Genomic DNA, 25,804 nt, shown 5'->3' with positions numbered 1-25,804 from the left:
GCGCTGCTACGGCTCACCCACCTCCGAGGCGTACGGCGGCTCCGCGCCCGCGCGCGAACAGGTGACCGCCGCCGCGCGGGCCGCGAACCGCAGCAGGCCCGTCCAGCCCGCGGCGCCGAGACCCGCGAGACCCTCGGGGGAGAGGACGCCGCGGACGGACAGACCGTGCAGCAGCGCGGCGTTCACGGTGTCGCCCGCGCCGATGGTGTCCACGACGTCGACCTTCTCGCCCGGAACGGAGTGCTCCGCGCCGTCCCGGGTGTGGGCGGTGAGCCCGTCGCCCCCATGGGTGATCACGACCGCCGAGGGACCGGCGGCCAGCCACTCGCGCGGGGTGCCGCCCAGCCATCGCGCGTCCTCCTCGGAGAGCTTCAGCAGCGACACCGAGGGCAGCCAGCTGCGAAAGCGCGCCCGATAGGCTTCCGCGTCGGCGATCAGCCCCGCCCGGATGTTCGGGTCGAGCGCGGTGAACACCCCCTGCGCGGCCGCGGTCCGCATCAACTCCTCGTAGGCGCTCGCGCCCGGCTCCAGCACCAGCGAACAGGTGCCGAAGGACACCGCGCGGGTCCCGGCCGGGAGCCCGGCGGGCGCCGTGAACAGGCGGTCGGCGGTGCCGTCGACGTAGAAGGAGTACGCGGCGGAGCCGTCGGCGCCGACCGTGGCGACCGCCAGCGTGGTCGGCTCGCCGCCGCGCTGCACGCCCGAGACGTCCACCCCGGCCTGCCGCAGTCCGTCGAGCAGGGCCTGCCCGAAGGCGTCGCGGGAGGTGCGGGAGCAGAAGGCCGTGGGGGAGCCGAGGCGGCCGAGCGCGACGGCCGTGTTGTAGGGACCGCCGCCGAGCGCGGGCTTGAGGTCCGCGAGGGCACCCCTGCCCTGCGGTACCAGATCGATCAGGGCCTCACCGGCGACGACGATCACGACTGGATTCCTTTCTCGGGCTGCTCTGGGCAACCGCAGGACGTGCGGTGGACGAAGGTGCAGGGCAGGCGCACGGTCCGGGCCGGCCGGTCCGGAGTGGCGAGGCGGTCCAGCAGGACCCGGACTGCCTGGGCGCCGAGCTCCTTGCTGGGCTGGGCGATCGCGGTCAGCCGCGGCGAGAACAGGTCGGCCCAGGCGAAGTCGTCGAAGCAGCACAGCGCGATGTCGTCAGGCACGGACAGACCGAGCTCGCGCAGGGCGCGCAGGGCGCCGATGGTCATCGCGTTGTTCGCGGTGACCAGTGCGGTGGGCGGTGCGGCGAGGGACAGCAGGGCCGTGGTGGCGCGTTCGGCGCCGTCGGAGCTGGAGTCGCCGTGCACCACGAGCCGTTCGTCGTGGGCGAGTCCCGCGGCGGCCAGGCCATGGCGGTGACCCGCGATCCGTTCCCGGGTCGTGCTGAGGCCGGGCAGGCCCGCGACCAGGCCGATGCGACGGTGGCCGAGGGCGGCGAGATGGGTGACGAGACGGGCCGTCGGCTCGGCGCTGTCGGCGCAGACCTGGTCGAAGACCGGCGTGCCCTCCGGCGTGGTGTGCACCTCGGTAGGCCCCGCGGTGAGTGCCGCGGTGTCGACGAGCCGGTCGAGGAACACGGTCGGCACGGCGTGCCGCGTGAGGTAGGCGACGAGCTCGTGCGGTTCGGCGGAGGGGGCGACGATCATGCCGTCCACGCGCCGCTCGTGCAGCAGCTGTACGACCTTGCGTTCGTGCGCCGGGTCGTCGTGCGGGTCGGCGATGAGCAGGCTGTAGCCGTGTTCCAGGGCGCTCGCCTCGACCCCCTGGAGGATCTCCGTGAAGTACGGGTTGCTGATGGCGGACACGGCGAGGCCGATGGACCGGGTGCGGGAGGTGACCAGGGAGCGGGCGAGGCCGTTGGGCGTGTAGCCGAGCGCCTCGACGGCGTCGAGCACCGCCTGCCGGGTGTGCGGCAGCACGGGCCGGGTTCCGTTCAGCACGTGCGAGACGGTTGCCACGGAGACTCCCGCGCTCCGTGCGACATCGGCCATGGTGGGCATCGCGCTCCCCTCCTCCGTTCCTCGTGGCCGGGAAGGTATCTCATTCGGCGCCTCCACGTAAACGCTTGCGCAAGCGTTTACGTCCCACCGCCCCGCCGGTAACCGGCCGGACCGGCGGCGGTATGGTCGCCTCGCAGAACCCTTCCGACCAGTGGAGATCCTCATGTCCGGCCGTCCCTCCGCGAGCCGTCGTACCGTCCTGCGGGGAGCAGCTCTCACACCCGTCGCCGGACTCGGGCTAGCCGCCTGCGGACCGGGCGGCGGCAGCGCCTCGGCCCCCGCGACCCCCACGGCGCCCGTCGACCTCGGCGCCGAGAACGAGATCCCCAAAGGCGGTGCCAGGCTGTACCGGGACCACAACGTGGTCGTCAGCCGGGACGCCAACGGCGCCCTGAAGGCGTTCAGCACGATCTGCACCCACGCGGGGTGCCCCATCAACAAGCTCCAGGGCACGACACTGATCTGCCCCTGCCACGGCAGCGAGTTCGACGCCACGACCGGCAAGGTGGTGCAGTCCCCCGCCACCCAGCCGCTGTCCGAACTGCCGGTACGCGCGCAGGGCGGCAAGGTCGTCGCGGGCCCCGGCGCCTGACGGCGGGGGCCGCTCCGGCCGAACGGCTCAGTCCCAGTCCCAGCCGATTCCCACGATCCCCGACCGCACGCGCGGCTCGACCAGGTGGACCGAGCGGTGCCGTTCGCTCACCGGCAGCTCCTGGCGGCCGCTGCGCGGGGCCGCCGCCGAGTGCTGGGTGAACCGGTGGCAGCGCACCGGCAGGACGCCCGCGTCGAACCGCACCTGCAGGGCGTACTGTCCGCCCGCCGAGCCGAAGGCGCGGGCGTACTCGCGTGACAACGCGGCCGTGCCGTCCTCGACGCCGTAGCGGAAGAGGAACGTGTCGCCGGCCCGCAGCCGGGTGTCGAAGAGCAGCTCGGCCACGAGCACCCCGGTGTCGTGGTGCCAACGCACGCGTCCGGTGCGGCAGTTCTCCAGGGCATGTACGGTCATCCGCTCCGGCACGCACCCGGGGTCGCCGTGGTGGACGGCCATGAAGCGGTCCACGCCGTGCCGGTGGGCGCGCACGATGTGCTGCGACTCGCGCCCCGCGAGCTCACGGCGGGCCCCGATCCGCACGCGCTCGTGGTGCCCGAGGGCGTGCAGCCCGCCGTCGAGCGGGGAGTCCAGCTCGGCCAGCAGCCGCTGCGAGACGTCCGACGCCTCCAGGAGCGAGCGGTAGGAGCGGGCCGCGGGGCGCCGGGCGGCGGAGCGCTCCCCGGTCTCGGCCAGCAGACGGATCAGCGACTCGTCCGGCAGCTGCAGGATCTCCTCCAGGGCCCGTACGGCGCGCAGCGACTCGGGGCGCTGCGGGCGCCGGGCACCCTGCTGCCAGTAGCTCAGACTGGTGACCCCGACCCTTACCCCGTAGCGCGTCAGATGGTGCTGCACACGCTGCAACGGCAGTCCGCGGGCGGCGATCGCGGCGCGCAACGCCACATGGAAGGGGCCACCCCGCAGAGCCGTGTCCAGTTCCGCGGTGGCGACGTCCGCCTGCTCTGGGGCGTACGGCATGCACGGGCCTTTCTGTGAAGGTGCGGACGGCTGGTCGGACCGTTCACGCGTGCCGTCGGGGCCGCCCCGGCGTGCCAGCAGGGCTTCTTCACATCCGTACGCCGTCGTTCGCGGCCCCGAGTTCCCCCGCATTGAAGCGTGTTGACCAAGTCCCGACAACACCTGAGACCCGACACAGCCGCCCTCCTGGCCGAGTCCGCACCCCCGGCCCCGGTGGCGCGGGGCGCCCGGACGGGGGCGCTGTACGGGGCGAAGAGACCTGGTCACACCGCGTGGCCGAACCCGGGTGCGCCAGGCGGTGCGGCGTGGCCCGTGTTGTCCACAGGCTCAGCGTCCTGTCAGCCCTCGCCAGTAGGGTGTGAGACATGGCCGACCCCTCCAGCTACCGCCCCAAGCCGGGAGACATCCCGGACTCTCCCGGGGTCTACAGGTTCCGTGACGAGCACCGCCGGGTGATCTACGTCGGAAAGGCCAAGAGCCTGCGCCAGCGCCTGGCGAACTACTTCCAGGACCTGGCGAACCTCCACCCGCGCACCCGCACCATGGTCACCACGGCGGCGTCCGTGGAGTGGACCGTGGTGTCCACGGAGGTCGAGGCCCTGCAGCTGGAGTACTCCTGGATCAAGGAGTTCGACCCCCGGTTCAACGTCAAGTACCGCGACGACAAGAGCTACCCGTACCTCGCGGTGACGATGAACGAGGAGTTCCCGCGCGTGCAGGTGATGCGAGGCCACAAGAAGAAGGGCGTGCGCTACTTCGGGCCGTACGCGCACGCGTGGGCCATCCGCGACACCGTCGACCTGCTGCTGCGTGTCTTCCCCGTGCGCACCTGCTCGGCCGGCGTCTTCAAGAACGCCGCCCGCACCGGCCGCCCCTGCCTGCTGGGCTACATCGGCAAGTGCTCGGCGCCCTGCGTCGGCCGCGTCACCGCCGAGGGCCACCGTGAACTGGCCGAGGAGTTCAGCGACTTCATGGCCGGACGCACGGGTGCGTACCTGCGCCGCCTGGAGAAGCAGATGATGGAGGCGGCCGAGGAGATGGAGTACGAGCGGGCCGCCCGCCTGCGCGACGACATCGAGGCCCTGAAGAAGGCCATGGAGAAGAACGCCGTCGTGCTCGCCGACGCGACCGACGCCGACCTCATCGCCGTCGCCGAGGACGAGCTGGAGGCGGCCGTACAGATCTTCCACGTCCGCGGCGGCCGTGTGCGCGGCCAGCGCGGCTGGGTGACCGACAAGGTCGAGGACGTGACCACCGGCGCCCTCGTCGAGCACGCCCTGCAGCAGCTCTACGGCGAGGAGAGCGGGGACGCCGTCCCCAAGGAGGTCCTCGTCCCGGCCCTGCCCGATCCGGTCGGGCCGGTCCAGCAGTGGCTCACCGACCGCCGCGGCTCCGGCGTGTCCCTGCGCATCCCGCAGCGCGGCGACAAAAAGGCGCTGATGGAGACCGTGGAGCGCAACGCCCAGCAGGCGCTCGTGCTGCACAAGACCAGGCGCGCCTCTGACCTGACCACCCGCTCGCGCGCGCTGGAGGAGATCGCCGAGGCCCTCGACCTGGACAGCGCGCCCCTGCGGATCGAGTGCTACGACATCTCCCACCTCCAGGGTGACGACGTGGTGGCCTCCATGGTCGTCTTCGAGGACGGTCTGCAGCGCAAGAGCGAGTACCGCCGCTTCCAGATCAAGGGCTTCGAGGGCCAGGACGACGTCCGCTCCATGCACGAGGTGATCACCCGCCGCTTCAGGCGCTACCTCGCCGAGAAGGAGAGGACCGGCGAGTGGGCCGACGGCGAGGAGATCGCGACCGACGAAGCGTCCGGCGCCGGCGCGTCGCCCGACGGTTTTCCCAGCGGTCCCGCCGCCCTCACCGAGGACGACGGCCGCCCCAAGCGCTTCGCCTACCCGCCGCAGCTCGTCGTCGTCGACGGCGGGCAGCCCCAGGTCGCGGCCGCCCGGCGGGCGCTGGACGACCTCGGCATCGACGACATCGCCGTGTGCGGTCTGGCCAAGCGACTGGAGGAGGTCTGGGTGCCGGGCGAGGACGACCCGGTGGTCCTGCCCCGTAGCAGCGAGGGCCTGTACCTGCTGCAGCGCATCCGCGACGAGGCACACCGGTTCGCGATCACGTATCAGCGCACCAGGCGGGCCAAGCGCTTCCGCGCCGGAGCCCTGGACGAGGTGCCGGGCCTCGGCGAGACGCGCAAACAGGCGCTCATCAAGCATTTCGGCTCGGTGAAGAAGCTGCGGTCCGCAACAATCGACCAGATCCGCGAGGTGCCCGGCATAGGCCGCAAGACGGCCGAGACGATCGCCGCGGCCCTCGCCCGGGCAGCCCCGGCCGCACCCGCCGTGAACACGGCGACTGGAGAGATCATGGAAGACGTGGAAGAGACGGCACCCGGGACGACGGCGGGTGACGCAGGGGAGCCCGTGTCCGCGGGCGCCCCGGACGAACGACGGGGGCAGGAGACATGACCGAGCACGAGAAGCAGCCCACAGCGAAGCGAGATCAGGCTCGCGAGGAAACACCCGAGGACCAGCGGCAGCACGCGGTCCAGAAAGACGGGGCACAGGTGAGTACGGGTATCGACGTGGCCGGCGTCCCCGACGCGGCCATTCCCGAGCTGGTGATCATCTCCGGCATGTCCGGGGCGGGGCGGTCCACGGCCGCCAAGTGTCTGGAGGACCTCGGCTGGTTCGTCGTCGACAACCTGCCGCCCGCGCTGATCCCCACCATGGTGGAGCTCGGTGCCCGCTCGCAGGGCAACGTCGCGCGCATCGCGGTCGTCGTCGACGTCCGCGGCCGCCGCTTCTTCGACAACCTGCGCGAGTCCCTTGCGGACCTGGAGGCCAAGAACGTCACCCGGCGGATCGTCTTCCTGGAGTCCTCCGACGAGGCTCTGGTGCGCCGGTTCGAGTCGGTGCGCCGGCCCCACCCCCTGCAGGGTGACGGCCGTATCGTCGACGGCATCGCCGCCGAGCGGGAGCTGCTGCGCGAGCTGCGCGGCGACGCCGACCTGGTGATCGACACCTCCAGCCTCAACGTGCACGAGCTGCGCGCCAAGATGGACGCCCAGTTCGCCGGTGACGAGGAGCCCGAGCTGCGGGCCACCGTGATGTCCTTCGGCTTCAAGTACGGCCTCCCGGTCGACGCCGACCTGGTCGCGGACATGCGGTTCCTGCCCAACCCGCATTGGGTCCCGGAGCTGCGCCCATACACCGGCCTCAACGACGAGGTCGCCGCGTACGTCTTCAACCAGCCCGGCGCCAAGGAGTTCCTCGACCGCTATGCGGAGCTGCTGCGGCTCGTCGCGGCCGGCTACCGCCGCGAGGGCAAGCGCTATGTGACCATCGCCATCGGCTGCACCGGCGGCAAGCATCGCTCGGTCGCCATGTCGGAGAAGCTCGCCGCGCGGCTCGCGGCCGAGGGTGTGGAGACCGTCGTCGTCCACCGGGACATGGGGCGCGAGTGACCGGACGTACTCCGCGGCTGAGCAGGCTGCGCCGGGTGGTGCCGGAGGGACGTGCGGGCCGCCAGGCGACCGAAGGGCGCGCGGGCCGTCCCGCCGAGGCCCGGGGCGCCCGGCCGCGCCGCCGGGGCGCCCAGCCCAAGGTGGTCGCACTCGGCGGCGGCATGGGCCTGTCCGCCTCGCTCGCCGCACTGCGCCGGATCACCGGCGACCTCACCGCCGTCGTCACCGTGGCCGACGACGGCGGCTCCAGCGGGCGCCTGCGCGACGAGCTGGGCGTGCTGCCGCCCGGCGACCTGCGCAAGGCGCTGGCCGCGCTGTGCGGCGACGACGACTGGGGCCAGACCTGGGCCCGAGTCATCCAGCACCGCTTCACCTCCCAGGGCGACCTGCACGACCACGCGGTCGGCAACCTGCTGATCGTCGCCCTGTGGGAGCAGCTCGGCGACCATGTCCAGGCCCTGGACCTGGTCGGCAAGCTGCTGGGCGCACACGGGCGCGTGCTGCCCATGTCCGCGGTGCCCCTGGAGCTCCAGGCCCTGGTCAAAGGGCACGACCCGGACCGGCCGGAGGACGTCGACACCGTCCGCGGCCAGGCGACCGTCGCACTCACCCCCGGCGAGGTGCAGTCCGTGCACCTGGTGCCGCACGACCCGCCCGCCGTCCCCGAGGCCGTCGCCGCGGTCCTGGACGCGGACTGGGTGGTGCTCGGCCCCGGCTCCTGGTTCTCCTCGGTCATCCCCCACCTGCTGGTTCCCGAACTGCTGGACGCGCTCACGGCCACCAAGGCCCGCCGGGTACTGTCTTTGAACCTCGCCCCGCAGCCGGGAGAAACCGACGGCTTCTCCCCGCAGCGTCATTTGGAGGTTTTGGGACGACACGCCCCTAAACTCGCCCTGGACGTGGTGCTGGCCGACGAGGCCGCCGTGCCCGACCGCGAAGTGCTCACCGAGGCCGCCAAGCGGTTCGGCGCCGCGGTCGAGCTGGCGCCGGTGGCCCGGAGAGACGGAACCCCTCGGCACGACCCGGAGCTGCTGGCCGCCGCGTACGACCGTATTTTTCGGATGCATGGAAGGATCGGCCCATGGCGATGACGGCAGCGGTGAAGGACGAGATCTCCCGGCTCCCCGTCACCCGGACCTGCTGCAGGAAGGCGGAGGTCTCCGCCATTCTGCGGTTCGCCGGCGGCCTCCACCTGGTCAGCGGGCGCATCGTGATCGAGGCGGAGCTGGACACCGCCATGGCGGCCCGGCGCCTGAAGCGGGACATCCTGGAGATCTTCGGCCACAGTTCCGAGCTGATCGTGATGGCCCCCGGCGGCCTGCGCCGCGGCTCGCGCTATGTCGTCCGCGTGGTCGCGGGCGGCGACCAGCTGGCCCGCCAGACGGGTCTCGTCGACGGGCGGGGCCGCCCGATCCGCGGGCTGCCTCCACAGGTGGTCTCGGGGGCCACCTGCGACGCCGAGGCCGCCTGGCGCGGTGCCTTCCTGGCGCACGGTTCGCTCACCGAGCCCGGCCGCTCCTCCTCGCTGGAGGTGACCTGCCCCGGCCCGGAGGCGGCACTCGCCCTGGTCGGCGCCGCCCGCCGGCTGTCCATCGGCGCCAAGGCCCGCGAGGTGCGCGGCGTGGACCGGGTCGTCGTCCGTGACGGTGACGCCATCGGTGCGCTGCTGACCCGCCTCGGCGCCCACGAGGCCGTGCTGGCCTGGGAGGAGCGGCGGATGCGCCGCGAGGTCCGTGCCACGGCCAACCGCCTCGCCAACTTCGACGACGCCAACCTGCGCCGCTCGGCCCGCGCGGCCGTCGCCGCCGGCGCCCGGGTCCAGCGCGCCCTGGAGATCCTCGGCGACGACGTGCCCGAGCACCTCGCTGCCGCGGGCCGGCTGCGCATGGAGCACAAGCAGGCCTCCCTGGAGGAGCTGGGCGCGCTCGCCGACCCGCCGCTGACCAAGGACGCCGTCGCCGGCCGTATCCGCCGGCTGCTGGCCATGGCCGACAAGCGCGCCTCCGACCTGGGCATCCCGGGCACGGAGGCCAACCTCACCGAGGAACTGGCCGACAACCTCGCCGGCTGACCGCGCACACCGGCGGCGGCCGGGCGCGATCGGCCTCGACCGCGCCCGGGCCGGAGTCCGGGCCCGGCCTCGCGCCGTCGGCCAAAACGCGCGGACCGTCGGGCCCGCGCCGCCGGTCGCGGGCGCGCCGCCCGGCGCCGCCCGCACCCACCCCCCCCACGCGTCACGTTCCGTACCCGGCCTCCTGCGCCCGGTCCGTGTCCGTGCCCGAGCCCCTGTCTGTCCGGGGCCCTGTTCCTGTCCCCGTCACTGTCCGTTTCGGTGGCCGGGCGCCGGCCATGAGCGCGGCGCCCGTGTTCACCTCCGTCCACCTCCGTCCAATCCATCCATCTCCATCCATCTCCATCCACCTCCGACCACTTCCGTCCATCCCGCCCATCCATGTCCCTGTAGGCCAACACGCCGGTGTGGAAGCCCCGTTGGGGGCCGAAGGCATCGTCGTTTCCCTGTCTTTGAGGCACCCTTGACTCGATCAAGAAGTGACATGAACCTGGCAGCTGTTCGCCGCTGCGGCGGACCACCGCCAGGGGGTTTCATGAGACAAAGAGCGAGATCGATCCTCGCTGTCGGCGCGCTCCTGCTCGGCGGAGCGGGCTTAGCACCCGTCGCCCAGGCGCAGAACGGCACTTCACCCCGGCCGGATCCGGACGAGGTGAGGGTCTTCCGCGCCGACGTCAGTCGGCAGCAGGTACCCCTGCTGCTGAAGGCCGGTCAGGACGGCCACGAGCTCGGCGAACAGGTGACCGGCAAGGGCCGGACCACCGTGGAGCTGTACCTCACCGGCAAACAGGCGAGGGCGCTCCAGAAGCAGGGCGTCCACCTCACCGAGCGCACGCTGTCGGTCAAGGCGGAGAACCGGGTGGTGGGCGCCGCCCAGGGCGTGTTCCGCCCCTACAGCGGCAAGGGCGGCCTGGAGGAGGAGATCGTCCGGACCGGGCAGGCCCACCCCGGCCTCACCAAGGTCGTGTCCATCGGGAAGACCGTCAACGGACAGGACATCCTCGCCCTCAAGCTCACCCGGAACGCCAGGAAGTCCCGCGACGGCTCCAAGCCCTCCGTGCTCTACATGTCCAACCAGCACGCCCGCGAGTGGATCACGCCGGAGATGACCCGCCGGCTGATGCACTACTACCTGGACCACTACGGGACGGACAAGCGGATCAGGAAGATCGTCGACTCCACCGAGCTGTGGTTCCTCATCTCCGCCAACCCCGACGGCTACGACTACACGTTCAAGGACTCCAGCACCCGTCTGTGGCGCAAGAACCTGCGGGACGTCAACGGCGACGGAGTCATCTCCACCGGCGACGGCGTCGACCTCAACCGCAACTTCCCCTACAAGTGGGGATATGACGACGAGGGTTCGTCCCCCAACCCCACCAGTGAGACCTACCGCGGCGCGGCCCCCGGCTCGGAGCCCGAGACCCAGGCCCTCGACCGGTTCGAAAAGCGCATCCACTTCACCTACGGCATCAACTACCACTCGGCCGCCCAGCTCCTCCTCTACGGCGTCGGCTGGCAGGTGGCCACACCGACCCCGGACGACGTGCTCTACAAGGCGCTCGCCGGGACCCCGGACAACCCGGCGATCCCCGGATACCGTTCGCAGGTCTCCTCGGAGCTGTACACCACCAACGGCGAGGCGGACGGCCACGCGGGCAACGTCAACGGCATGGCGATGTTCACCCCCGAGATGTCGACCTGCCAGACCGCGTCCAACGCCGACCCGAACGACGCCTGGAACGCGGCCGACTGCCGCTCGGTCTTCAACTTCCCCGACGACGAGAAGCTCATCGAGCAGGAGTTCGTCAAGAACATCCCGTTCGCGCTCTCCGTCGCCGAGACGGCCCCCCATCCCGACCGGCCGAGTTCGCCGGTGGGCCTGAGCGCCGCGGACTTCACCCCGGCAGCCTTCCCGACGTCGTACGCCCGCGGCGCCGACCAGGAGGTCTCGGTCGTCGTACGCAGGTCCGTGCGCGACAAGGAGCTGCGGTACCGGGTCGACGGCGGCCGTACGTACGTCAAGGCACTGCGGCCCTGGAAGGGCGGCGAGACCTACGGCGGCGCGGACCACCTCTACTTCGACGAGTACCGGGCCAAGGTCCACGGTGCCGGCCCGGGCGACAGGGTCGACGTGTGGTTCACCGGCCGGACGAGAAGCGGGAAGAAGACGGCGAGCCGGCACTTCACCTACACCGTGGCCCGGCGGCCCCGGGCCGACACCCTGGTGGTCGCCGAGGAGGGCTCGGCCGCCACACAGGCGCAGAAGTACGTGGACGCGCTGAAGGCGAACGGCCGCAGGGCGATCGTCTGGGACGTCGCCACCCAGGGCGTGCCCGACGCGCTCGGCGTGCTCAAGCACTTCCGTACGGTCGTGCACTACTCGGGACCCAAGGGGCCGGGCAACGCCACCCAGCTCCAGTTGCGCGCCCACCTCAACGCGGGCGGCAGGCTGATCGAGGCGGGGGAGCAGGCCGGCGGCAGTGTGGACCTCGGCGGCGGCACCCTCTCGGACGACTTCAGCCAGTACTACCTGGGCGCCTACTCGCGCACCTCGACGTCCGGCGCCTCCGGATTCACCGGCTCCGGCAAGCTCGCCGGCTTCAGCGGCGCGCTCGGTGACGCGCCGGGCGACCCACTGGACAAGGCCGGCACCTACGGGGTGACCTCCGAGGAACTGCCGGTGGCCACCCACCCGCAGTTCGCCAGCGCCGGCGCCGGCAGCTTCGCCGGAACCGTCAACCCGTACGGGCCGTACACGGGTTCGTACATGGCGGCCGCTGTGCACACCGACGACGCCTACAAGCGACTGACCCGCACCATCGACCTCACGGGTGTCGGCGCCGCCGACAAGCCGACGCTGCGCACGCGGCTGCTCTGGGACACCGAGCCCGGCTACGACCACGCCCTCCTGGAGATCCACACCACCGGCGCCGACGACTGGACGACGCTTCCCGAGACGGGCGGCGGGACCAGCGCGGCCGTGCCCGCCGAGTGCGGGGCCGGGTTCCTCGTCAACGAGCACCCCTGGCTCAGGCACTACCTGACCCTGGGTTCCGGCGGTTGCGCCGGGCACGGCACCAGCGGCTCGTGGAACAGCTTCACCGGGTCCTCCAGCGGCTGGCAGCAGGTGAGCTTCGACCTGAGCGCGTACGCCGGCAAGTCCGTCGAGGTCTCCCTCACCTACGTCACCGACCCCGGCACCGGCGGCCACGGCGTCCTCGCCGACGACACCTCGCTCGTCATCGGTGGCACGGCGAAGGAGACCGAGGGGTTCGAGACGTCCCTGGGTCCCTGGAGCGTGCCCGGACCACCTCCGGGCAGCCCGGCCGTCCTCAAGGACTGGGTGCGCACCGGGACCCTCTTCAAGACGTACGGAGCGGTCACGACGAACCGGTCCGTGCTGTTCGGCTTCGGCCTGGAACACCTCCCGTCGGCCGCCGACCGGGCGGCCCTGATGAAGCGCTCGATCGCGGCACTCGACAAGTGAGCCGGGGCCTGCACGAAAGAGTGATGAATGTGGTCAACATGCACTGACATTCCATACTGAAATGGAGTGAACAGGACCCCGTGTCCAGGCGGTCCGTACGCCTACTGACGGGTACGGACCGCCGTGCCTTTTCCGGGGCGGCCGAATGTCACTTCGGAGGCCTCAGAGAGGTAGGGTCGGGGGTGGTCGGGGACATCCCATACAGCTCGCCGGCGTCGAAACCGGCGTACCAACGAGGAGATCGGTTCGTGACGATCCGCGTAGGCATCAACGGCTTTGGCCGCATCGGTCGTAACTACTTCCGCGCGCTGCTGGAGCAGGGTGCAGACATCGAGATCGTGGCTGTCAACGACCTGGGTGACACCGCGACCACCGCCCACCTGCTGAAGTACGACACCATCCTCGGCCGCCTCAAGCAGGAGGTCTCGCACACCGAGGACACCATCACCGTGGACGGCAGGACCATCAAGGTCCTCTCCGAGCGCAACCCCGCCGACATCCCGTGGGGCGAACTGGGCGTGGACATCGTCATCGAGTCCACCGGCATCTTCACCAAGAAGGAAGACGCCGAGAAGCACATCGCGGGCGGCGCCAAGAAGGTCATCATCTCCGCCCCGGCGAAGAACGAAGACGTCACCATCGTGATGGGCGTCAACCACGACAAGTACGACGCGGCCAACCACCACGTCATCTCCAACGCCTCCTGCACCACCAACTGTGTGGCGCCGATGGCGAAGGTCCTCGACGAGAACTTCGGCATCGTCAAGGGTCTGATGACCACGGTGCACGCGTACACCAACGACCAGCGCATCCTGGACTTCCCGCACAAGGACCTGCGCCGCGCCCGCGCCGCCGCCGAGAACATCATCCCGACCACCACCGGTGCCGCCAAGGCCACCGCCCTGGTGCTGCCGCAGCTCAAGGGCAAGCTGGACGGCATGGCCATGCGCGTCCCGGTCCCCACCGGCTCGGTCACCGACCTCGTCATCGAGCTCTCCCGCGAGGTCACCAAGGAAGAGGTCAACGCCGCCTTCCAGAAGGCCGCCGAGGGCGAGCTGAAGGGCATCCTCGAGTACACCGAGGACCCGATCGTCTCCTCCGACATCGTCAACGCCCCGGCGTCCTGCACCTTCGACTCCTCCCTGACCATGGTCCAGGAGGGCAAGAACGTGAAGGTCATCGGCTGGTACGACAACGAGTGGGGCTACTCCAACCGTCTCGTCGACCTGACGGTCTTCGTGGGCAACCAGCTCTGATCGACAGAGCAGGCACCTCGATGTGAGATCAGGGCTCGGGCAGCGCGTGGTCGCGCCGCCCGAGCCCTGACGCACGTACAGCGGGCCCCGGCTCGCGTACGGATCGATCAGCCCTCGTACGATCAAGAGCCCTCTCTCCAGGAGTCCCATCCATGAAGACGATCGACGAACTTCTCGCCGAAGGCGTGGACGGCAAGCGGGTCTTCGTCCGCGCCGACCTCAACGTGCCGCTGGCCGACGGCGTCATCACCGACGACGGCCGCATCCGTGCCGTCCTGCCCACCGTCAAGGCCCTGGCCGAGGCCGGCGCCAAGGTGGTCGTCGCCTCCCACCTGGGCCGCCCCAAGGGCGCCCCGGACCCGGCCTTCTCGCTGCTGCCCGCCGCCGAGCGCCTGGGTGAACTGCTCGGCGCCCCGGTGGCGTTCGCCCAGGACACCGTCGGCCCCGCCGCCCACGACGCCGTGGACGGCCTCCAGCCCGGCCAGGTCGCGGTCATCGAGAACCTGCGCTTCAACGCCGGCGAGACCTCCAAGGACGACACCGAGCGCGGCGGGTTCGCCGACGCCCTCGCAGCCCTCGCGGACGTCTACGTCGGCGACGGCTTCGGCGCGGTGCACCGCAAGCACGCCTCGGTCTACGACCTGCCGGCCCGCCTGCCGCACTACGCCGGTTACCTCATCGCCACCGAGGTCGGCGTCCTGAAGAAGCTCACCGAGGACGTCCGGCGGCCCTACGTCGTCGCGCTCGGCGGCGCCAAGGTCTCCGACAAGCTCGCCGTCATCGACCAGCTGCTCGGCAAGGCCGACCGGCTGCTCATCGGCGGCGGCATGGCGTACACCTTCCTCAAGGCCAAGGGCTACGAGGTCGGCAAGTCCCTCCTGCAGGAGGACCAGGTCCCGGCCGTCCAGGAGTACCTCGAGCGGGCCGAGAAGATCGGTGTCGAGCTGGTGCTGCCGGTGGACACCCTGGTCTCGCCCGAATTCCCGGACCTGAAGACCAAGGCCCCGGCCAACCCCACCGCCGTCGCCGCGGACGCCATCCCGGCCGACCAGGAGGGCCTGGACATCGGTCCTGAGACCCGCAAGCTGTACGCCTCGAAGCTCGCCGACGCGGCCACCGTCTTCTGGAACGGCCCGATGGGCGTCTTCGAGCACCCCGACTTCGCCGAGGGCACCAAGGCGGTCGCCCAGGCTCTGGTCGACTCGGACGGCTTCACCGTGGTCGGCGGCGGCGACTCCGCCGCCGCCGTCCGTACGCTGGGCTTCGACGAGTCGGCATTCGGCCACATCTCGACCGGTGGCGGCGCCTCCCTCGAATACCTCGAGGGCAAGACGCTCCCCGGCCTCGCCGCACTGGAGGACTGAAACCGCATGAGCACGCGCACGCCGCTGATGGCGGGCAACTGGAAGATGAACCTCAACCACCTCGAGGCCATCGCACACGTCCAGAAGCTCGCCTTCGCCCTGGCCGACAAGGACTACGAGGCCGTCGAGGTCGCCGTCCTGCCGCCCTTCACCGACCTGCGCTCCGTGCAGACCCTGGTCGACGGCGACAAGCTGAGGATCAAGTACGGCGCCCAGGACATCTCGCAGCACGACTCCGGCGCCTACACCGGTGAGATCTCCGGCCCGATGCTGGCCAAGCTCAAGTGCACCTTCGTGGCGATCGGCCACTCCGAGCGGCGCCAGTACCACAACGAGACCGACGAGCTGGTGAACGCCAAGGTCAAGGCCGCCTACAAGCACGGTCTGACCCCGATCCTGTGCGTCGGCGAGGAGCTGGAGGTCCGCGAGGCGGGCAACCACGTCGCCCACACCCTCGCCCAGGTCGAGGGCGGTCTGAAGGACCTCCCGGCCGAGCAGGCCGAGACGGTCGTGATCGCCTACGAGCCCGTGTGGGCCATCGGCACCGGCAAGGTCTGCGGCGCCGAGGACGCGCAGGAGGTCTGCGCCGCCATCCGCGGCAAGATCGCCGAGCTGTACTCGCAGGAGCTGGCCGACCAGGTCCGCATCCAGTACGGCGGCTCCGTGAAGTCGGGCAACGTCGCCGAGATCATGGCGCAGGCCGACATCGACGGCGCCCTGGTCGGCGGGGCCTCGCTGGACGCGGACGAGTTCGTCAAGATCGTGCGCTTCCGCGAGCAGTGAGCCGGGCGCACGCCGGGCGGCGAGCCGAGCTGTGAGTATGCGGTAGCGGCGATCCGTCGTACCCTTGCGGGGGCATGGTGACTGTGTCGATGTGCGGCTCTCGCCGCATGGCACCTGCCGTGCCCCCGTCGTCCATCCGAATCCGAGGAAGTTGGTCCAGCCGTGGTTTTGGGGTTCTCGATCGCCCTGATCGTCTTCAGCCTGCTGCTGATGCTGCTGGTGCTGATGCACAAGGGGAAGGGCGGCGGCCTCTCCGACATGTTCGGTGGCGGCATGCAGTCGTCCGTCGGCGGCTCCTCGGTCGCCGAGCGCAACCTCGACCGCATCACCCTGGTGATCGGCCTGCTCTGGCTCGCGTGCATCATCGTGCTCGGCATCCTGATGAAGACGACCAGCTGACGAACGAACGGACGCCGGGCGGTATGGACCGCACATTCCGTACGTAAAGCCCCATGGTCGGTACGCGCTCCTGTGCGCGGCCTATCATGGGGCTTGCGTCTGTGGATGGGGTCGGTAACTCCCATCACTGGACGCGCGTTGGGCCTTACGTAGACTGAGGCGCTCGCAGCGAAGCGAAACGCCGACTCGCTTCGCGGCACCATCACGCAGGGAGTTACGACCGTGGCAAGTGGCAACGCGATCCGAGGAAGCCGGGTCGGGGCGGGGCCGATGGGCGAGGCCGAGCGCGGCGAGTCCGCGCCGCGTCTGCGCATCTCCTTCTGGTGCTCCAACGGGCACGAGACGCAGCCCAGCTTCGCCAGTGACGCGCAGGTTCCCGACACCTGGGACTGCCCGCGCTGCGGCTTCCCGGCCGGTCAGGACCGGGACAACCCGCCGGACCCGCCGCGAACCGAGCCGTACAAGACGCATCTCGCGTACGTACGGGAGCGGCGCAGCGACGCGGACGGCGAGGCGATCCTCGCCGAGGCGCTCGCCAAACTGCGCGGCGAGATCTAGGAGTTTACGTCCGGCCGGGTGCCCGCGGGCACGGGGCCGGACCTGTTTCGTTCCCCGGCCGGCCACCAGCCGCGGACCGATTGTCAGTGGTGCCCTCTACGGTTTGTGTATCGGCGAATCGTGAGGGGGGACGATGACGACGGTCGAGGCGGCCCAGGTCGTGAGGCGGCCTGCGTGGCGCGGGGGATTCGGGCGGCTGTGGAGTGCGGCCGTGGTCTCCCGGTTCGGAGACGGCCTGCGCGCGGCCGCGCTGCCCCTGATCGCCGTGGGACTCACCGACGAACCGCTCGCCGTCGCCTCCGTCACCGCCTGCGGCTATGTGCCGTGGCTCCTGTTCGGACTGCTCGGCGGGGCCGTGGCGGACCGGGTGGACCAGCGCCGGGCGATGTGGGCGCTCGACACCGTGCGCGGACTGCTCGTCGCCTGCTTCGCGCTCGCGGTGGGGCTCGGACACGCCTCCGTCCCGCTGCTGCTGGCGCTCGCCTTCTCGCTCACCACCCTGCAGACGCTCTTCGACAACGCCGCCACGGCCCTGCTGCCCTCCTTGGTGGCCCGCGAGGCCCTGGGCGGTGCCAATGCCCGGCTGATGACCGGCCAGCAGCTCGCGGGCGGACTGCTGGCCGGCCCGTTCGTGCCGCTGCTCCTGGCGGCCGGTGCGTTCGCCCCGTTCGCTGCCGACGCCTGCACCTACCTCCTGGCCGCGGCCCTCGTGGCCCGTCTGCGGATACGGCCGCCGGAGCGCGAGCCGCGCCCGGCCGGCAGCACGCTGCGGGCCGAGATCGGCGAAGGCCTGCGCGCGCTGTGGCGCGACCGGGCACTGCGGGCGATCTGCCTGGCCACACTGCTGTGCAACATCGGCATGGGTGCCCTGATCGCCACGCTGGTCCTGCACGTCACGCGGTGGCTGCACGCCGGCAACGCCGGATACGTGGCCGCGATGACGGTGTACTCGGCCGGGAGCCTGGCCGGCGGCTTCGTCGCCCAGCGGATCGCGCGCCGCACGGGACGCCTGCGCGCGCTGCTCGTGGCCGGCAGTGTGCAGACGGTCTCCCTGCTGATCATCGGTTGTGTCCGTCACCTCGGTGCCCTGCTGCTGGGGATGCTGCTGCTCGGCTCCATGAACATGGTGTGGAACGTCAACCAGGTCACGCTGATGCAGCACCGCAGCCCCGAGTCCATGGTGGGCCGCATGGCCTCGGCCTTCCGCACGGCCTCGACAGCCGGCGCTCCGCTCGGCGCCCTGCTCGGCGGAGCCGTGGCGCGGTCCGGCGGTCTGAACGCGCCCGCGTTGCTGGCGGCCGTGCTCTTCGCCCTCGCGGTCACCGCGTTGACACCCGCGCGCAAGGACGACGTACCTGTTGTTGCGCCGGACGACGGCGTGACGACAGCTCACGTTCCGCGCTGATCAACTAGGTTGGACCGGCAGCGGGGCAGGGACACGGCAGGACAGCAAGGAAAGAAGGCTGAAGTCCGAAATGAACACATATGTCCGTGGCGGGCTCAACCAGACGCCCGAGTGGACCGCTCTCGCCAAGCACCGTGAGGAGCTCGCCGGCACCGGTCTGAGGGATCTGTTCGCGGCCGACCCGGGGCGCGGCGACGGCTACACGCTCCAGGTCGGCGATCTGTACATCGACTACTCCAAGCACCTCGTCACCGACGAGACGCTGCGGCTGCTGCGCGATCTTGCCACCGCGACGGACGTGTTCGGCCTGCGCGACGCCATGTTCCGGGGCGAGAGGATCAATGTCACCGAGAACCGTGCGGTCCTGCACACCGCGCTGCGCGCCCCGCGGGACGCGGTGATCGAGGTCGACGGCGAGAACGTCGTGCCGGGCGTGCACGCGGTGCTCGACAAGATGGCCGGCTTCGCCGAGCGGGTGCGGTCGGGGGAGTGGACGGGCCACACCGGCCGGCGGATCCGCAACGTGGTCAACGTCGGCATCGGTGGCTCGGACCTCGGCCCGGCGATGGCGTACGAGGTGCTGCGCGCCTACACCGACCGTGATCTGGTGGTCCGGTTCGTGTCCAATGTCGACGGTGCGGATCTGCACGAGGCGACCCGGGACCTGGACGCGGCGGAGACGCTGTTCGTCATCGCGTCCAAGACGTTCACCACGATCGAGACGATCACCAACGCGACCTCGGCGCGCGAGTGGCTGCTGACGGAGCTGGGCGCGGGCCCGGAGGCGGTGGCGAAGCACTTCGTGGCGCTGTCGACGAACGCGGAGAAGGTCACCGGGTTCGGCATCGACGTGGACAACATGTTCGAGTTCTGGGACTGGGTCGGTGGGCGGTACTCGTACGACTCCGCGATCGGCCTGTCGCTGATGATCGCGATCGGTGCGGACCGGTTCCGGGAGATGCTGGACGGGTTCCGGATCGTCGACGAGCACTTTCGCACCGCGCCCGCCGAGTCCAACGTGCCACTGCTGCTCGGACTGCTCGGCATCTGGTACGGCAACTTCCACGACGCGCAGTCGCACGCGGTGCTGCCGTACTCGCACTACCTGTCGAAGTTCACCGCCTATCTGCAGCAGCTGGACATGGAGTCCAACGGCAAGTCGGTGCAGCGCGACGGCGAGCCCGTCGAATGGCAGACCGGACCGGTGGTCTGGGGCACGCCCGGCACCAACGGCCAGCACGCCTACTACCAGCTCATCCACCAGGGTACGAAGCTGATCCCGGCCGACTTCATCGGCTTCGCCGAGCCGGTCGGCGAGCTGAGCGGTGAACTCAGGGCGCAGCACGACCTGCTGATGGCCAACTTCTTCGCGCAGACGCAGGCGCTGGCCTTCGGCAAGACGCCGGAGGAGGTGCGGGCCGAGGGGGTGCCGGAGGAGCTGGTGGCGCACAAGACGTTCCGGGGCGACCATCCGACGACCACGATCCTCGCGCGCGAGCTGACTCCGTCGGTCCTGGGGCAGCTGATCGCGCTCTACGAACACAAGGTGTTCGTGCAGGGCGCGGTGTGGAACATCGACTCCTTCGACCAGTGGGGCGTCGAGCTCGGCAAGGTGCTGGCCAAGCGGATCGAGCGCGCGCTGACGGAAGGAGCGGAGGTGGAGGGCCTGGATCCGTCGACGAAGGCGCTGGTCACCAAGTACCGGGCGCTGCGGGGGCGTTGACGGCACTCGCCCACCCACCCGTCTAGGCGGGGTGAGGGGGCCCTGCTGTTCGGGGCTGCGCCTTCGGGCCTCGGTGGGCGTTGTCCGCCCGTCTGCCGGTCGTCCGCGGGCCTCCGCCCCGAGCCTCGGCGGACGTTGCCCACCCGCCTGCCCGCCTGCCCGTCTCGGTGCGGTGAGGTGCCCGCCCGGCCCCGGGCGCCTCCCCGGGCCGGGCGGGCGGGGGCTCCGCCCCCTGCACCCCCGTATTGCCGTGCCGCCTTCCGCGGTTGTCGCGCCTGCGGCCCGGGGGTGTCGCCCTTCCCGTGTGCGTCGCCTCTCCCGGGGGCGGGGGTCCCGTGTCCCGGGGCGCGTCGCCCCTCCCCGAGGTCGTCGTCCTCGCCCTCGGGACGTCCCCCCTCGGGTCGTCCCCGCCCTCGGGTGGCCTGTGCCCGGGTCGTCCCCGCCCTCGGGCCGCCCGCTCTCCTGATGGTTTCCGCCCTTGGGCTGCCCGTGCCCGGGCCGTGCTCGCCGTCGGGCTGCCCGCGCCCGAGTCCGTCCCGCCCCTGCCCCCGGGCCGTTTCGCCCCGGTCTTGCCTGTCCCGCCCTCAAGCCGTCCCGCGCAGGCCCCCGGTCTCGTCGTCTATGCCGCCGCGCTCAGTGTGTCCGCGAGGCGGCGTCGGGCTGCGCGGGAGGCGGGGAGGGCGGCGAGGGCCGTGGCGCCGGCCACCGCGGCGGTGCCGAACAGGAGCAGGAGCAGGGGGGAGGGGCCCTCGGCTATGCCGGCGCCTATGCCACTGGAGCGGCCCTGGGTGTTGATCAGCCAGTGGGCGAGGGGGAGACCGACGGCCGTGGCGACCACGACCGCCGCCAGGGCCGTGCAGCAGGTCGCCGTCACCGTGATCGCGGTGATCTGGCGTGGGGAGAGCCCGATCGCCTTCAGTGCCAGCAGGTCCCGCTCGCCCTCGCGGACGGTGCCGCCGATCATGGTCAGCAGCTCGATCAGCCCGATCAGCGCAAGCACGCAGATCAGGCCGGCGACCACCGCGCGCAGCGGGGAGAGGCCGTCGGCGGGGTTGGTCACCGTGTGCACGTCCAGGTGACCGCGGCCCGCCGTGGCCAGGGCGGTGGCGACCTGGCGCGGGTCGGCGCCGGGGCGCAGGCGGAGCTGGTAGAGGGTGGGGGCCAGGTGCGGGTCGTTCTCGCGCAGGGTGTCCAGGGACGTGGAGATGACCCGGCCCGCGTTCTCCGGCTCGATGCTGCGGCCCACGATGTGCAGGATCTGCGGCTGGTCGCCGACGGTCATGCGGACCCAGTCGCCCACGTGCACGTCCAGCAGATCGAGCAGTCCCTGCCCGGCCACCGCCTCGTCGGGGCCGTGCGCGGGGCGGCCCTCGGCGAGGGTGTACGGGTAGGGGTCCTGGTGGGTGCCCAGGCCCCGGAGGGCGATCGTGGCGGTCTGGCCGGGGACCAGGGCGGCCACCTCCACGCCCGGGTAGACGGCGGCGACCTGGGGTTCCCGGGCCAGCAGGGCCCGTGTCCCGCCGTCACCCAGACCGCTGTCCGCGCGGACGGTGAGTGCGGTCGGCAGGCCCAGCTCCTCGGGCCTGCTGTGGAAGCGGTCGATCGTGGTCCAGGCGCTCATCGCCACCACGATCAGCAGCAGCGGCAGCGCCAGCCGCCCCACCGTGGCCAGGGTGCGCGGGCGGCGGGTGAAGGCCTTGTGCCAGCCCAGGACCAGCGCGGGCGACAGGCGCAGGCCGAGGGCCCGGCGCGCCACGCCGGTCAGCCGCCCGCCGGGCGCCACCGCGCGGCGCGGCACCGGCACCGGGGGCACCCGCCCCGCCCGCCAGGCCGCGAGCCCGGTGACCGCCCCGATGAACAGCACCGCGCCCACCGGCACCGCGAACAGCGCGATCGTGTGTCCCGGCAGGCCCTGCCACACCCCGATCGCGTCGCCCAGCCGACCGGGGGTCCGCGCGCCCAGCCCCTGGGTCAGCGCGGCCGCGACCGCGGCGCCGAGCAGGGCGTACGCCACATGCTGGAGCAGGAAGATCCGGACCACCTGGCCGGGTGTGAAGCCGATCGCCTTCAGGACGGAGATGTCCCGCAGATGGCCGCGGATGCGGGTGCCGATCGCGCCGTGCACCGCGAGACCCGCGGCCACCAGCGCGCCCAGCCCGAAGAGACCCAGCACCTGGCCCAGCAGCCGGTTGTCGCCCTGCGCCTCGGCCCGCGCCTGCTGCCAGGTGGACACCTCGCCCACCGCGCCGGCGCCCAGTACGGTGACGGCCCGCTGGACGGCGTAGTCGGTGTCGCCCGGATCGGTCAGGCGCAGTCCGATCACCCGGCCGCCGGGGTCGCGCACGGCGGACGGCGGCGCCCACACCAGCCCCGGTTGTTCCCCCGGGCGGTAGCGGGGTTCGGCGCTGTCGGCGACGCCCACGACCGTCAGCGTGCGGGTGGTGCCGGGCAGGGTGAGTGTGTCCCCGGGCTCGGCCAGCAGGGCGCGGGCGAGCCGGCTCTCCAGGACCACGCCGTCCGGGTCCCGGGCGTCGAGCCAGTGGCCGGCGGTGAGCAGCGGGCGGCCCACGGAGGGCCGGGACGCAGTGCCGCGCAGTTCGACGGTCGCGCGCGTGCCGCGCGAGGAGACGGTGGCGGACTCGGTGACGTACGGACCGGCGACGGACTCGACCCCGTCCAGCCCGGCGATCCGGCCGGTGTCGGCGGACTTCACGGTGTGGATCCACACATGTGCGCCGCGGGACTGGGTGAAGATCCGCTGCCAGGGGTTGGTGGCGTACCCGAACAGCGCGGTGGCCAGCAGCAGCGAGGCGACGATGCCGGCCGTGGCCAGCACGATGAACAGCGCCTCCCCCCGGTGGGCGCGCAGATCGGAGTGCGCCCAGCGCAACGTGGCTCGCACGGGCCTCAGCCTCTCGGCCCGGGCAGCGGTTCCGGGCGGGTCAGACGGTCGTCCACCGCACTCAGTCCCTCAGCTCCAGCACACCCGAGATCCCCGCGCCCCGCCGCGGCGTCCCGCCCAGTTCCGCGTCGTCGGCGATCCGGCCGTCGAAGAAGCTGATCACCCGGTCCGCGGCGCTCGCCAGCCGTGCGTCATGGGTGACCAGCACGATCGTCTGGCCGCGCTGGTGGAAGCGGGACAGCAGCCGCATCACCTCGCGGGTGCCCTTGCTGTCCAGGCTGCCGGCGGGCTCGTCGGCGAGCAGCAGCGGCGGATGGTTGACCAGGGCGCGGGCGAGCGCGACCCGCTGCTGCTCGCCGCCGGACAGCTCGCCCGGCATGCTGCGCTCCTTGCCTTCAAGGCCCAGCTCGGCCAGCAGTTCCTCCCGCTTCGCCCGTGCCTGTTTGGGCGAGCGGCCGGCGAGCAGCGCGGGCAGCTCGACGTTGTCGGCGACCGACAGGTTCGAGACCAGGTTGAAGAACTGGAAGACGATCCCGATCCCTCTGCGGCGCTCCTCGGCCCAGCGGGCCTCGCTGTAGGCGTCCGTGCACCGGCCGTCCAGCCAGATGCTGCCCTCGTCGGGCCGCTGCAGCCCGCCCAGCAGGTGCAGCAGTGTCGACTTGCCGGCCCCGGAGGGACCGGTGACCGCGACGAACTCGCCGCGCGTCACGGAAAGATCCACGCCGCGCACGGCACGCGCGGGCGCGCCCTCGCCGTAGTGGGTCTTGACGAGGCCCTCGGCGCGCAGCACGGGAGGGCTCTCGGCCCGCGGCGGGGCAGCGCCCTCGGCCTGCGGCTCAGGAGGGTGGGCGTCACTCACTCCAGCTCCTCCAGTTCCTCCTGGCACCGCTCCAGCCAGTCGAGGTCGGCCTGGAGATGCAGCATGGCGCCCTCGATCAGCAGATGGGCTATGCGGTTGTCCCGGTTCTCGGCGGTGGCCAGTTTCGACAGATTGCGCATGGTGTTGAGGTACTGGCGCCGCTGCTGGTTGATGAGGGCGATCTGGTCGGCGAGACCGGTCTGCGGGGCGAGTGCGAGTTTCATGAAGAACTCGTCCCGTACCCGCGGCTCGTCCTCGGGCTCCTCGAACCAGGCGCGCAGCGCCTCCCGCCCGGCGTCGGTGAGGTGGTAGATCTTCTTGTTGGGCCGGCTGGACTGTTCGACCTCCTCGCCCTCGATCAGTCCCGACTTCTCGAGGCGGCCGAGGGTCACGTAGATCTGGCCGACGTTCGGCTGAGGGTACGCGGACCCCAGCAGTTGCTCAAGGTCCTGCTTCAGCTCGTACCCGTGGGCGGGACCGCGCGCGAGGAGTGCCAGGAGGGGCAGGCGCACTCGTGCTGTCCTCCTAGCGTCCTCGTCATGGGCGTAATGTGCGGGTGCGTAATGTGCTCCAAGCCCTAGTATCGCCCATACCTAACAGGTATACATGGCCTCTGACTCCGGGCGAGGAAGCCCGGCGCCGGTGTGCAAGGAGGAACCTATGCGGTGGATGCGCGCCGCCGGTAGGGGCCTTCTCGTCCTGGTCGTGGTCATGACCGGCTACGTCGCCTCGGGCGCCCACGCCGGCGAGGGGGCGGACGGCGGGCGCGGGCCGCTCACCCTGGCCACCGCCGGGGACCTCACCGGCTATCTGAGCCCGCTTCTGCAGGGCTGGAACCGCACCCACCCCGGCGAGAAGGTCACCCTGGTCGAGCTGCCGGACTCCGCCGACGAGACCCACGCGCAGATGATCACCGATCTGCGCGGCGGCGACCGCAGCCGGTTCGACGTGCTCAACATCGACGTCAACTGGACGTCCGAGTTCGCAGCGGCCGGCTGGATCCGCCCGCTGCCGCGCGACCGTTTCCCGCTGAGGACCTTCCTGCCGCCGGTCGTCGACACGGCGACCTACGACGGACAGCTGTACGCCGTGCCGTATGTGACGAATGCCGGGTTGCTCCTGTATCGCAAGGACGTCCTCGCCAAGGAGGGCGTCCCGCCGCCGCACACCTGGGCCGAGCTGGAGCACGATGCGAAGACCATCGCGCCCAAGTACGGACTCGACGGCTACGCGGGTCAGTTCCTGCCCTACGAGGGCCTCACCGTCAACGCGGCCGAGGCGGTGTACTCGGCCGGCGGCACGATCCTCGGCGACGAGGGTGAGCGGGTCACCGTCAACTCCGCCGCGGCCCGCGAGGGCATCGGCTTCCTGGCGCGCGGCTTTCGCGAGGGCTGGATACCCAGGGCGGCGCTGACGTACAAGGAGGAGGAGTCCAAGCAGGCCTTCCAGGACGGCCGTCTCCTCTTCCTGCGCAACTGGCCCTACGCCTATGCCGTCGCCTCCGCCAGGGGCTCGAAGGTCGCCGGGAAGATCGGCGCCGTCCCCCTGCCGGGGCCGCACGGTCCCGGGACGAGCGTCCTCGGCGGCTCCAACCTGGCCGTCAACACCCACGCGCGGCATCCCGACTCGGCCGCGCGCCTCCTCGCGTACCTCACCAGCGCGCCCGTCCAGCGCCAGGTGCTCACCAGGGGCGCGCTGCCGCCCGTGCGCGCCGCGCTCTACGAAGACCCCGCCCTCATGCGGCAGTTCCCTTATCTGCCGACCCTGCGCGCCGCCGTGCTCGCGGCCGCGCCGCGCCCCAAGAGCCCGCACTACGACCAGGTCAGCCTGGTGGTGCAGGCGGTCGTGCACGACGCGCTGACCGGGCGCGAGACGCCGGAGCAGGCCGTGCGCCGGCTGGCGCGAGAGCTCGACGCCATCGCCCGTCGATAGTTACTTGTTAGGTAACGCGGACATCACGACTC

20 protein-coding genes are annotated in these 25,804 nt (G+C 71.5%); 14 read left to right on the top strand and 6 right to left on the bottom strand.

Going from position 1 to position 25,804, the window contains the following annotated elements; genetic code table 11:
- Nucleotides 1-6: 6 nt before the first annotated feature.
- Both ACH4UM_RS08660 and ACH4UM_RS08655 read right to left on the bottom strand, forming a co-directional pair.
- On the bottom strand, nt 7-918 hold the full coding sequence (locus ACH4UM_RS08660) for a carbohydrate kinase (RefSeq protein WP_398175489.1): 912 nt from the start codon (nt 916-918) through the stop codon (nt 7-9).
- Complete coding sequence (locus ACH4UM_RS08655; RefSeq protein WP_398175487.1) at nt 915-1,991, bottom strand: LacI family DNA-binding transcriptional regulator; 1,077 nt, start codon at nt 1,989-1,991, stop codon at nt 915-917. Before ACH4UM_RS08655 ends, ACH4UM_RS08660 begins: the two co-directional genes overlap by 4 nt.
- Nucleotides 1,992-2,154: 163 nt before the next feature.
- Here ACH4UM_RS08655 and ACH4UM_RS08650 point away from each other — a divergent pair, with 163 nt between their 5' ends.
- Nucleotides 2,155-2,583 (top strand): Rieske 2Fe-2S domain-containing protein, encoded by a 429-nt coding sequence (locus ACH4UM_RS08650; protein ID WP_398175485.1) that lies wholly within the window; start codon nt 2,155-2,157, stop codon nt 2,581-2,583.
- A 27-nt stretch (nt 2,584-2,610) separates the two neighbouring features.
- On the opposite strand, the gene ACH4UM_RS08645 is transcribed toward ACH4UM_RS08650, so the two are convergent.
- The gene (locus ACH4UM_RS08645) at nt 2,611-3,558 is read right to left on the bottom strand and encodes a hypothetical protein (RefSeq protein WP_398175483.1); all 948 of its coding nucleotides are present in this window, start codon (nt 3,556-3,558) and stop codon (nt 2,611-2,613) included.
- A gap of 365 nt (nt 3,559-3,923) precedes the next feature.
- Here ACH4UM_RS08645 and uvrC point away from each other — a divergent pair, with 365 nt between their 5' ends.
- The 12 genes from uvrC (at nt 3,924) to pgi (ending at nt 20,079) form a co-directional block, all read left to right on the top strand.
- Nucleotides 3,924-6,032 carry an excinuclease ABC subunit UvrC gene (gene uvrC, locus ACH4UM_RS08640; RefSeq protein ID WP_398175481.1) on the top strand — a complete coding sequence of 703 codons (2,109 nt, stop codon included), beginning with the start codon at nt 3,924-3,926 and terminating at the stop codon, nt 6,030-6,032.
- On the top strand, nt 6,029-7,030 hold the full coding sequence (gene rapZ, locus ACH4UM_RS08635) for an RNase adapter RapZ (protein ID WP_398175479.1): 1,002 nt from the start codon (nt 6,029-6,031) through the stop codon (nt 7,028-7,030). Before uvrC ends, rapZ begins: the two co-directional genes overlap by 4 nt.
- Entirely contained in the window at nt 7,027-8,121 is a 1,095-nt protein-coding gene (gene yvcK, locus ACH4UM_RS08630; RefSeq protein ID WP_398175477.1) for a uridine diphosphate-N-acetylglucosamine-binding protein YvcK, read from the top strand. The genes rapZ and yvcK overlap by 4 nt, the downstream gene beginning before the upstream one ends.
- Nucleotides 8,112-9,101 (top strand): DNA-binding protein WhiA, encoded by a 990-nt coding sequence (gene whiA, locus ACH4UM_RS08625; RefSeq protein WP_398175475.1) that lies wholly within the window; start codon nt 8,112-8,114, stop codon nt 9,099-9,101. Before yvcK ends, whiA begins: the two co-directional genes overlap by 10 nt.
- A gap of 535 nt (nt 9,102-9,636) precedes the next feature.
- Nucleotides 9,637-12,591 carry a M14 family zinc carboxypeptidase gene (locus tag ACH4UM_RS08620; protein WP_398175473.1) on the top strand — a complete coding sequence of 985 codons (2,955 nt, stop codon included), beginning with the start codon at nt 9,637-9,639 and terminating at the stop codon, nt 12,589-12,591.
- Between the two features lie 248 nt (nt 12,592-12,839).
- Nucleotides 12,840-13,847 carry a type I glyceraldehyde-3-phosphate dehydrogenase gene (gap, locus tag ACH4UM_RS08615; protein ID WP_398175471.1) on the top strand — a complete coding sequence of 336 codons (1,008 nt, stop codon included), beginning with the start codon at nt 12,840-12,842 and terminating at the stop codon, nt 13,845-13,847.
- Between the two features lie 152 nt (nt 13,848-13,999).
- On the top strand, nt 14,000-15,211 hold the full coding sequence (locus ACH4UM_RS08610) for a phosphoglycerate kinase (protein WP_398175469.1): 1,212 nt from the start codon (nt 14,000-14,002) through the stop codon (nt 15,209-15,211).
- Between the two features lie 6 nt (nt 15,212-15,217).
- Nucleotides 15,218-15,994, top strand: coding sequence for a triose-phosphate isomerase (gene tpiA / locus ACH4UM_RS08605; RefSeq protein ID WP_398175467.1), 777 nt, complete (start codon nt 15,218-15,220; stop codon nt 15,992-15,994).
- Between the two features lie 162 nt (nt 15,995-16,156).
- Nucleotides 16,157-16,393, top strand: a complete 237-nt coding sequence (gene secG / locus ACH4UM_RS08600) for a preprotein translocase subunit SecG (protein WP_398175465.1) — start codon at nt 16,157-16,159, stop codon at nt 16,391-16,393.
- A 222-nt stretch (nt 16,394-16,615) separates the two neighbouring features.
- Complete coding sequence (locus ACH4UM_RS08595) at nt 16,616-16,951, top strand: RNA polymerase-binding protein RbpA (protein WP_003957010.1); 336 nt, start codon at nt 16,616-16,618, stop codon at nt 16,949-16,951.
- Between the two features lie 133 nt (nt 16,952-17,084).
- Nucleotides 17,085-18,356, top strand: coding sequence for an MFS transporter (locus tag ACH4UM_RS08590; protein ID WP_398175463.1), 1,272 nt, complete (start codon nt 17,085-17,087; stop codon nt 18,354-18,356).
- Nucleotides 18,357-18,426: 70 nt separating this feature from the next.
- Complete coding sequence (gene pgi / locus ACH4UM_RS08585; protein WP_398175461.1) at nt 18,427-20,079, top strand: glucose-6-phosphate isomerase; 1,653 nt, start codon at nt 18,427-18,429, stop codon at nt 20,077-20,079.
- A gap of 619 nt (nt 20,080-20,698) precedes the next feature.
- Here pgi and ACH4UM_RS08580 read toward each other — a convergent pair.
- The 3 genes from ACH4UM_RS08580 to ACH4UM_RS08570 form a co-directional block, all read right to left on the bottom strand.
- A complete protein-coding gene (locus tag ACH4UM_RS08580; protein WP_398175459.1) occupies nt 20,699-22,981 on the bottom strand; it encodes an ABC transporter permease in 2,283 nt (760 codons plus the stop codon).
- Between the two features lie 61 nt (nt 22,982-23,042).
- Nucleotides 23,043-23,840 carry an ABC transporter ATP-binding protein gene (locus tag ACH4UM_RS08575; RefSeq protein WP_398175457.1) on the bottom strand — a complete coding sequence of 266 codons (798 nt, stop codon included), beginning with the start codon at nt 23,838-23,840 and terminating at the stop codon, nt 23,043-23,045.
- Entirely contained in the window at nt 23,837-24,352 is a 516-nt protein-coding gene (locus tag ACH4UM_RS08570) for a PadR family transcriptional regulator (RefSeq protein ID WP_398175455.1), read from the bottom strand. The genes ACH4UM_RS08575 and ACH4UM_RS08570 overlap by 4 nt, the downstream gene beginning before the upstream one ends.
- A 148-nt stretch (nt 24,353-24,500) precedes the next feature.
- Between ACH4UM_RS08570 and ACH4UM_RS08565 the strand changes: the two genes are divergently transcribed.
- Nucleotides 24,501-25,772 carry an ABC transporter substrate-binding protein gene (locus tag ACH4UM_RS08565; RefSeq protein ID WP_398175453.1) on the top strand — a complete coding sequence of 424 codons (1,272 nt, stop codon included), beginning with the start codon at nt 24,501-24,503 and terminating at the stop codon, nt 25,770-25,772.
- Nucleotides 25,773-25,804: the final 32 nt, after the last annotated feature.

This window comes from Streptomyces sp. NPDC020801 (genome assembly GCF_044334385.1).
Lineage (GTDB): Bacteria > Actinomycetota > Actinomycetes > Streptomycetales > Streptomycetaceae > Streptomyces.
This window is presented reverse-complemented; position numbering and strand designations above follow the sequence as displayed.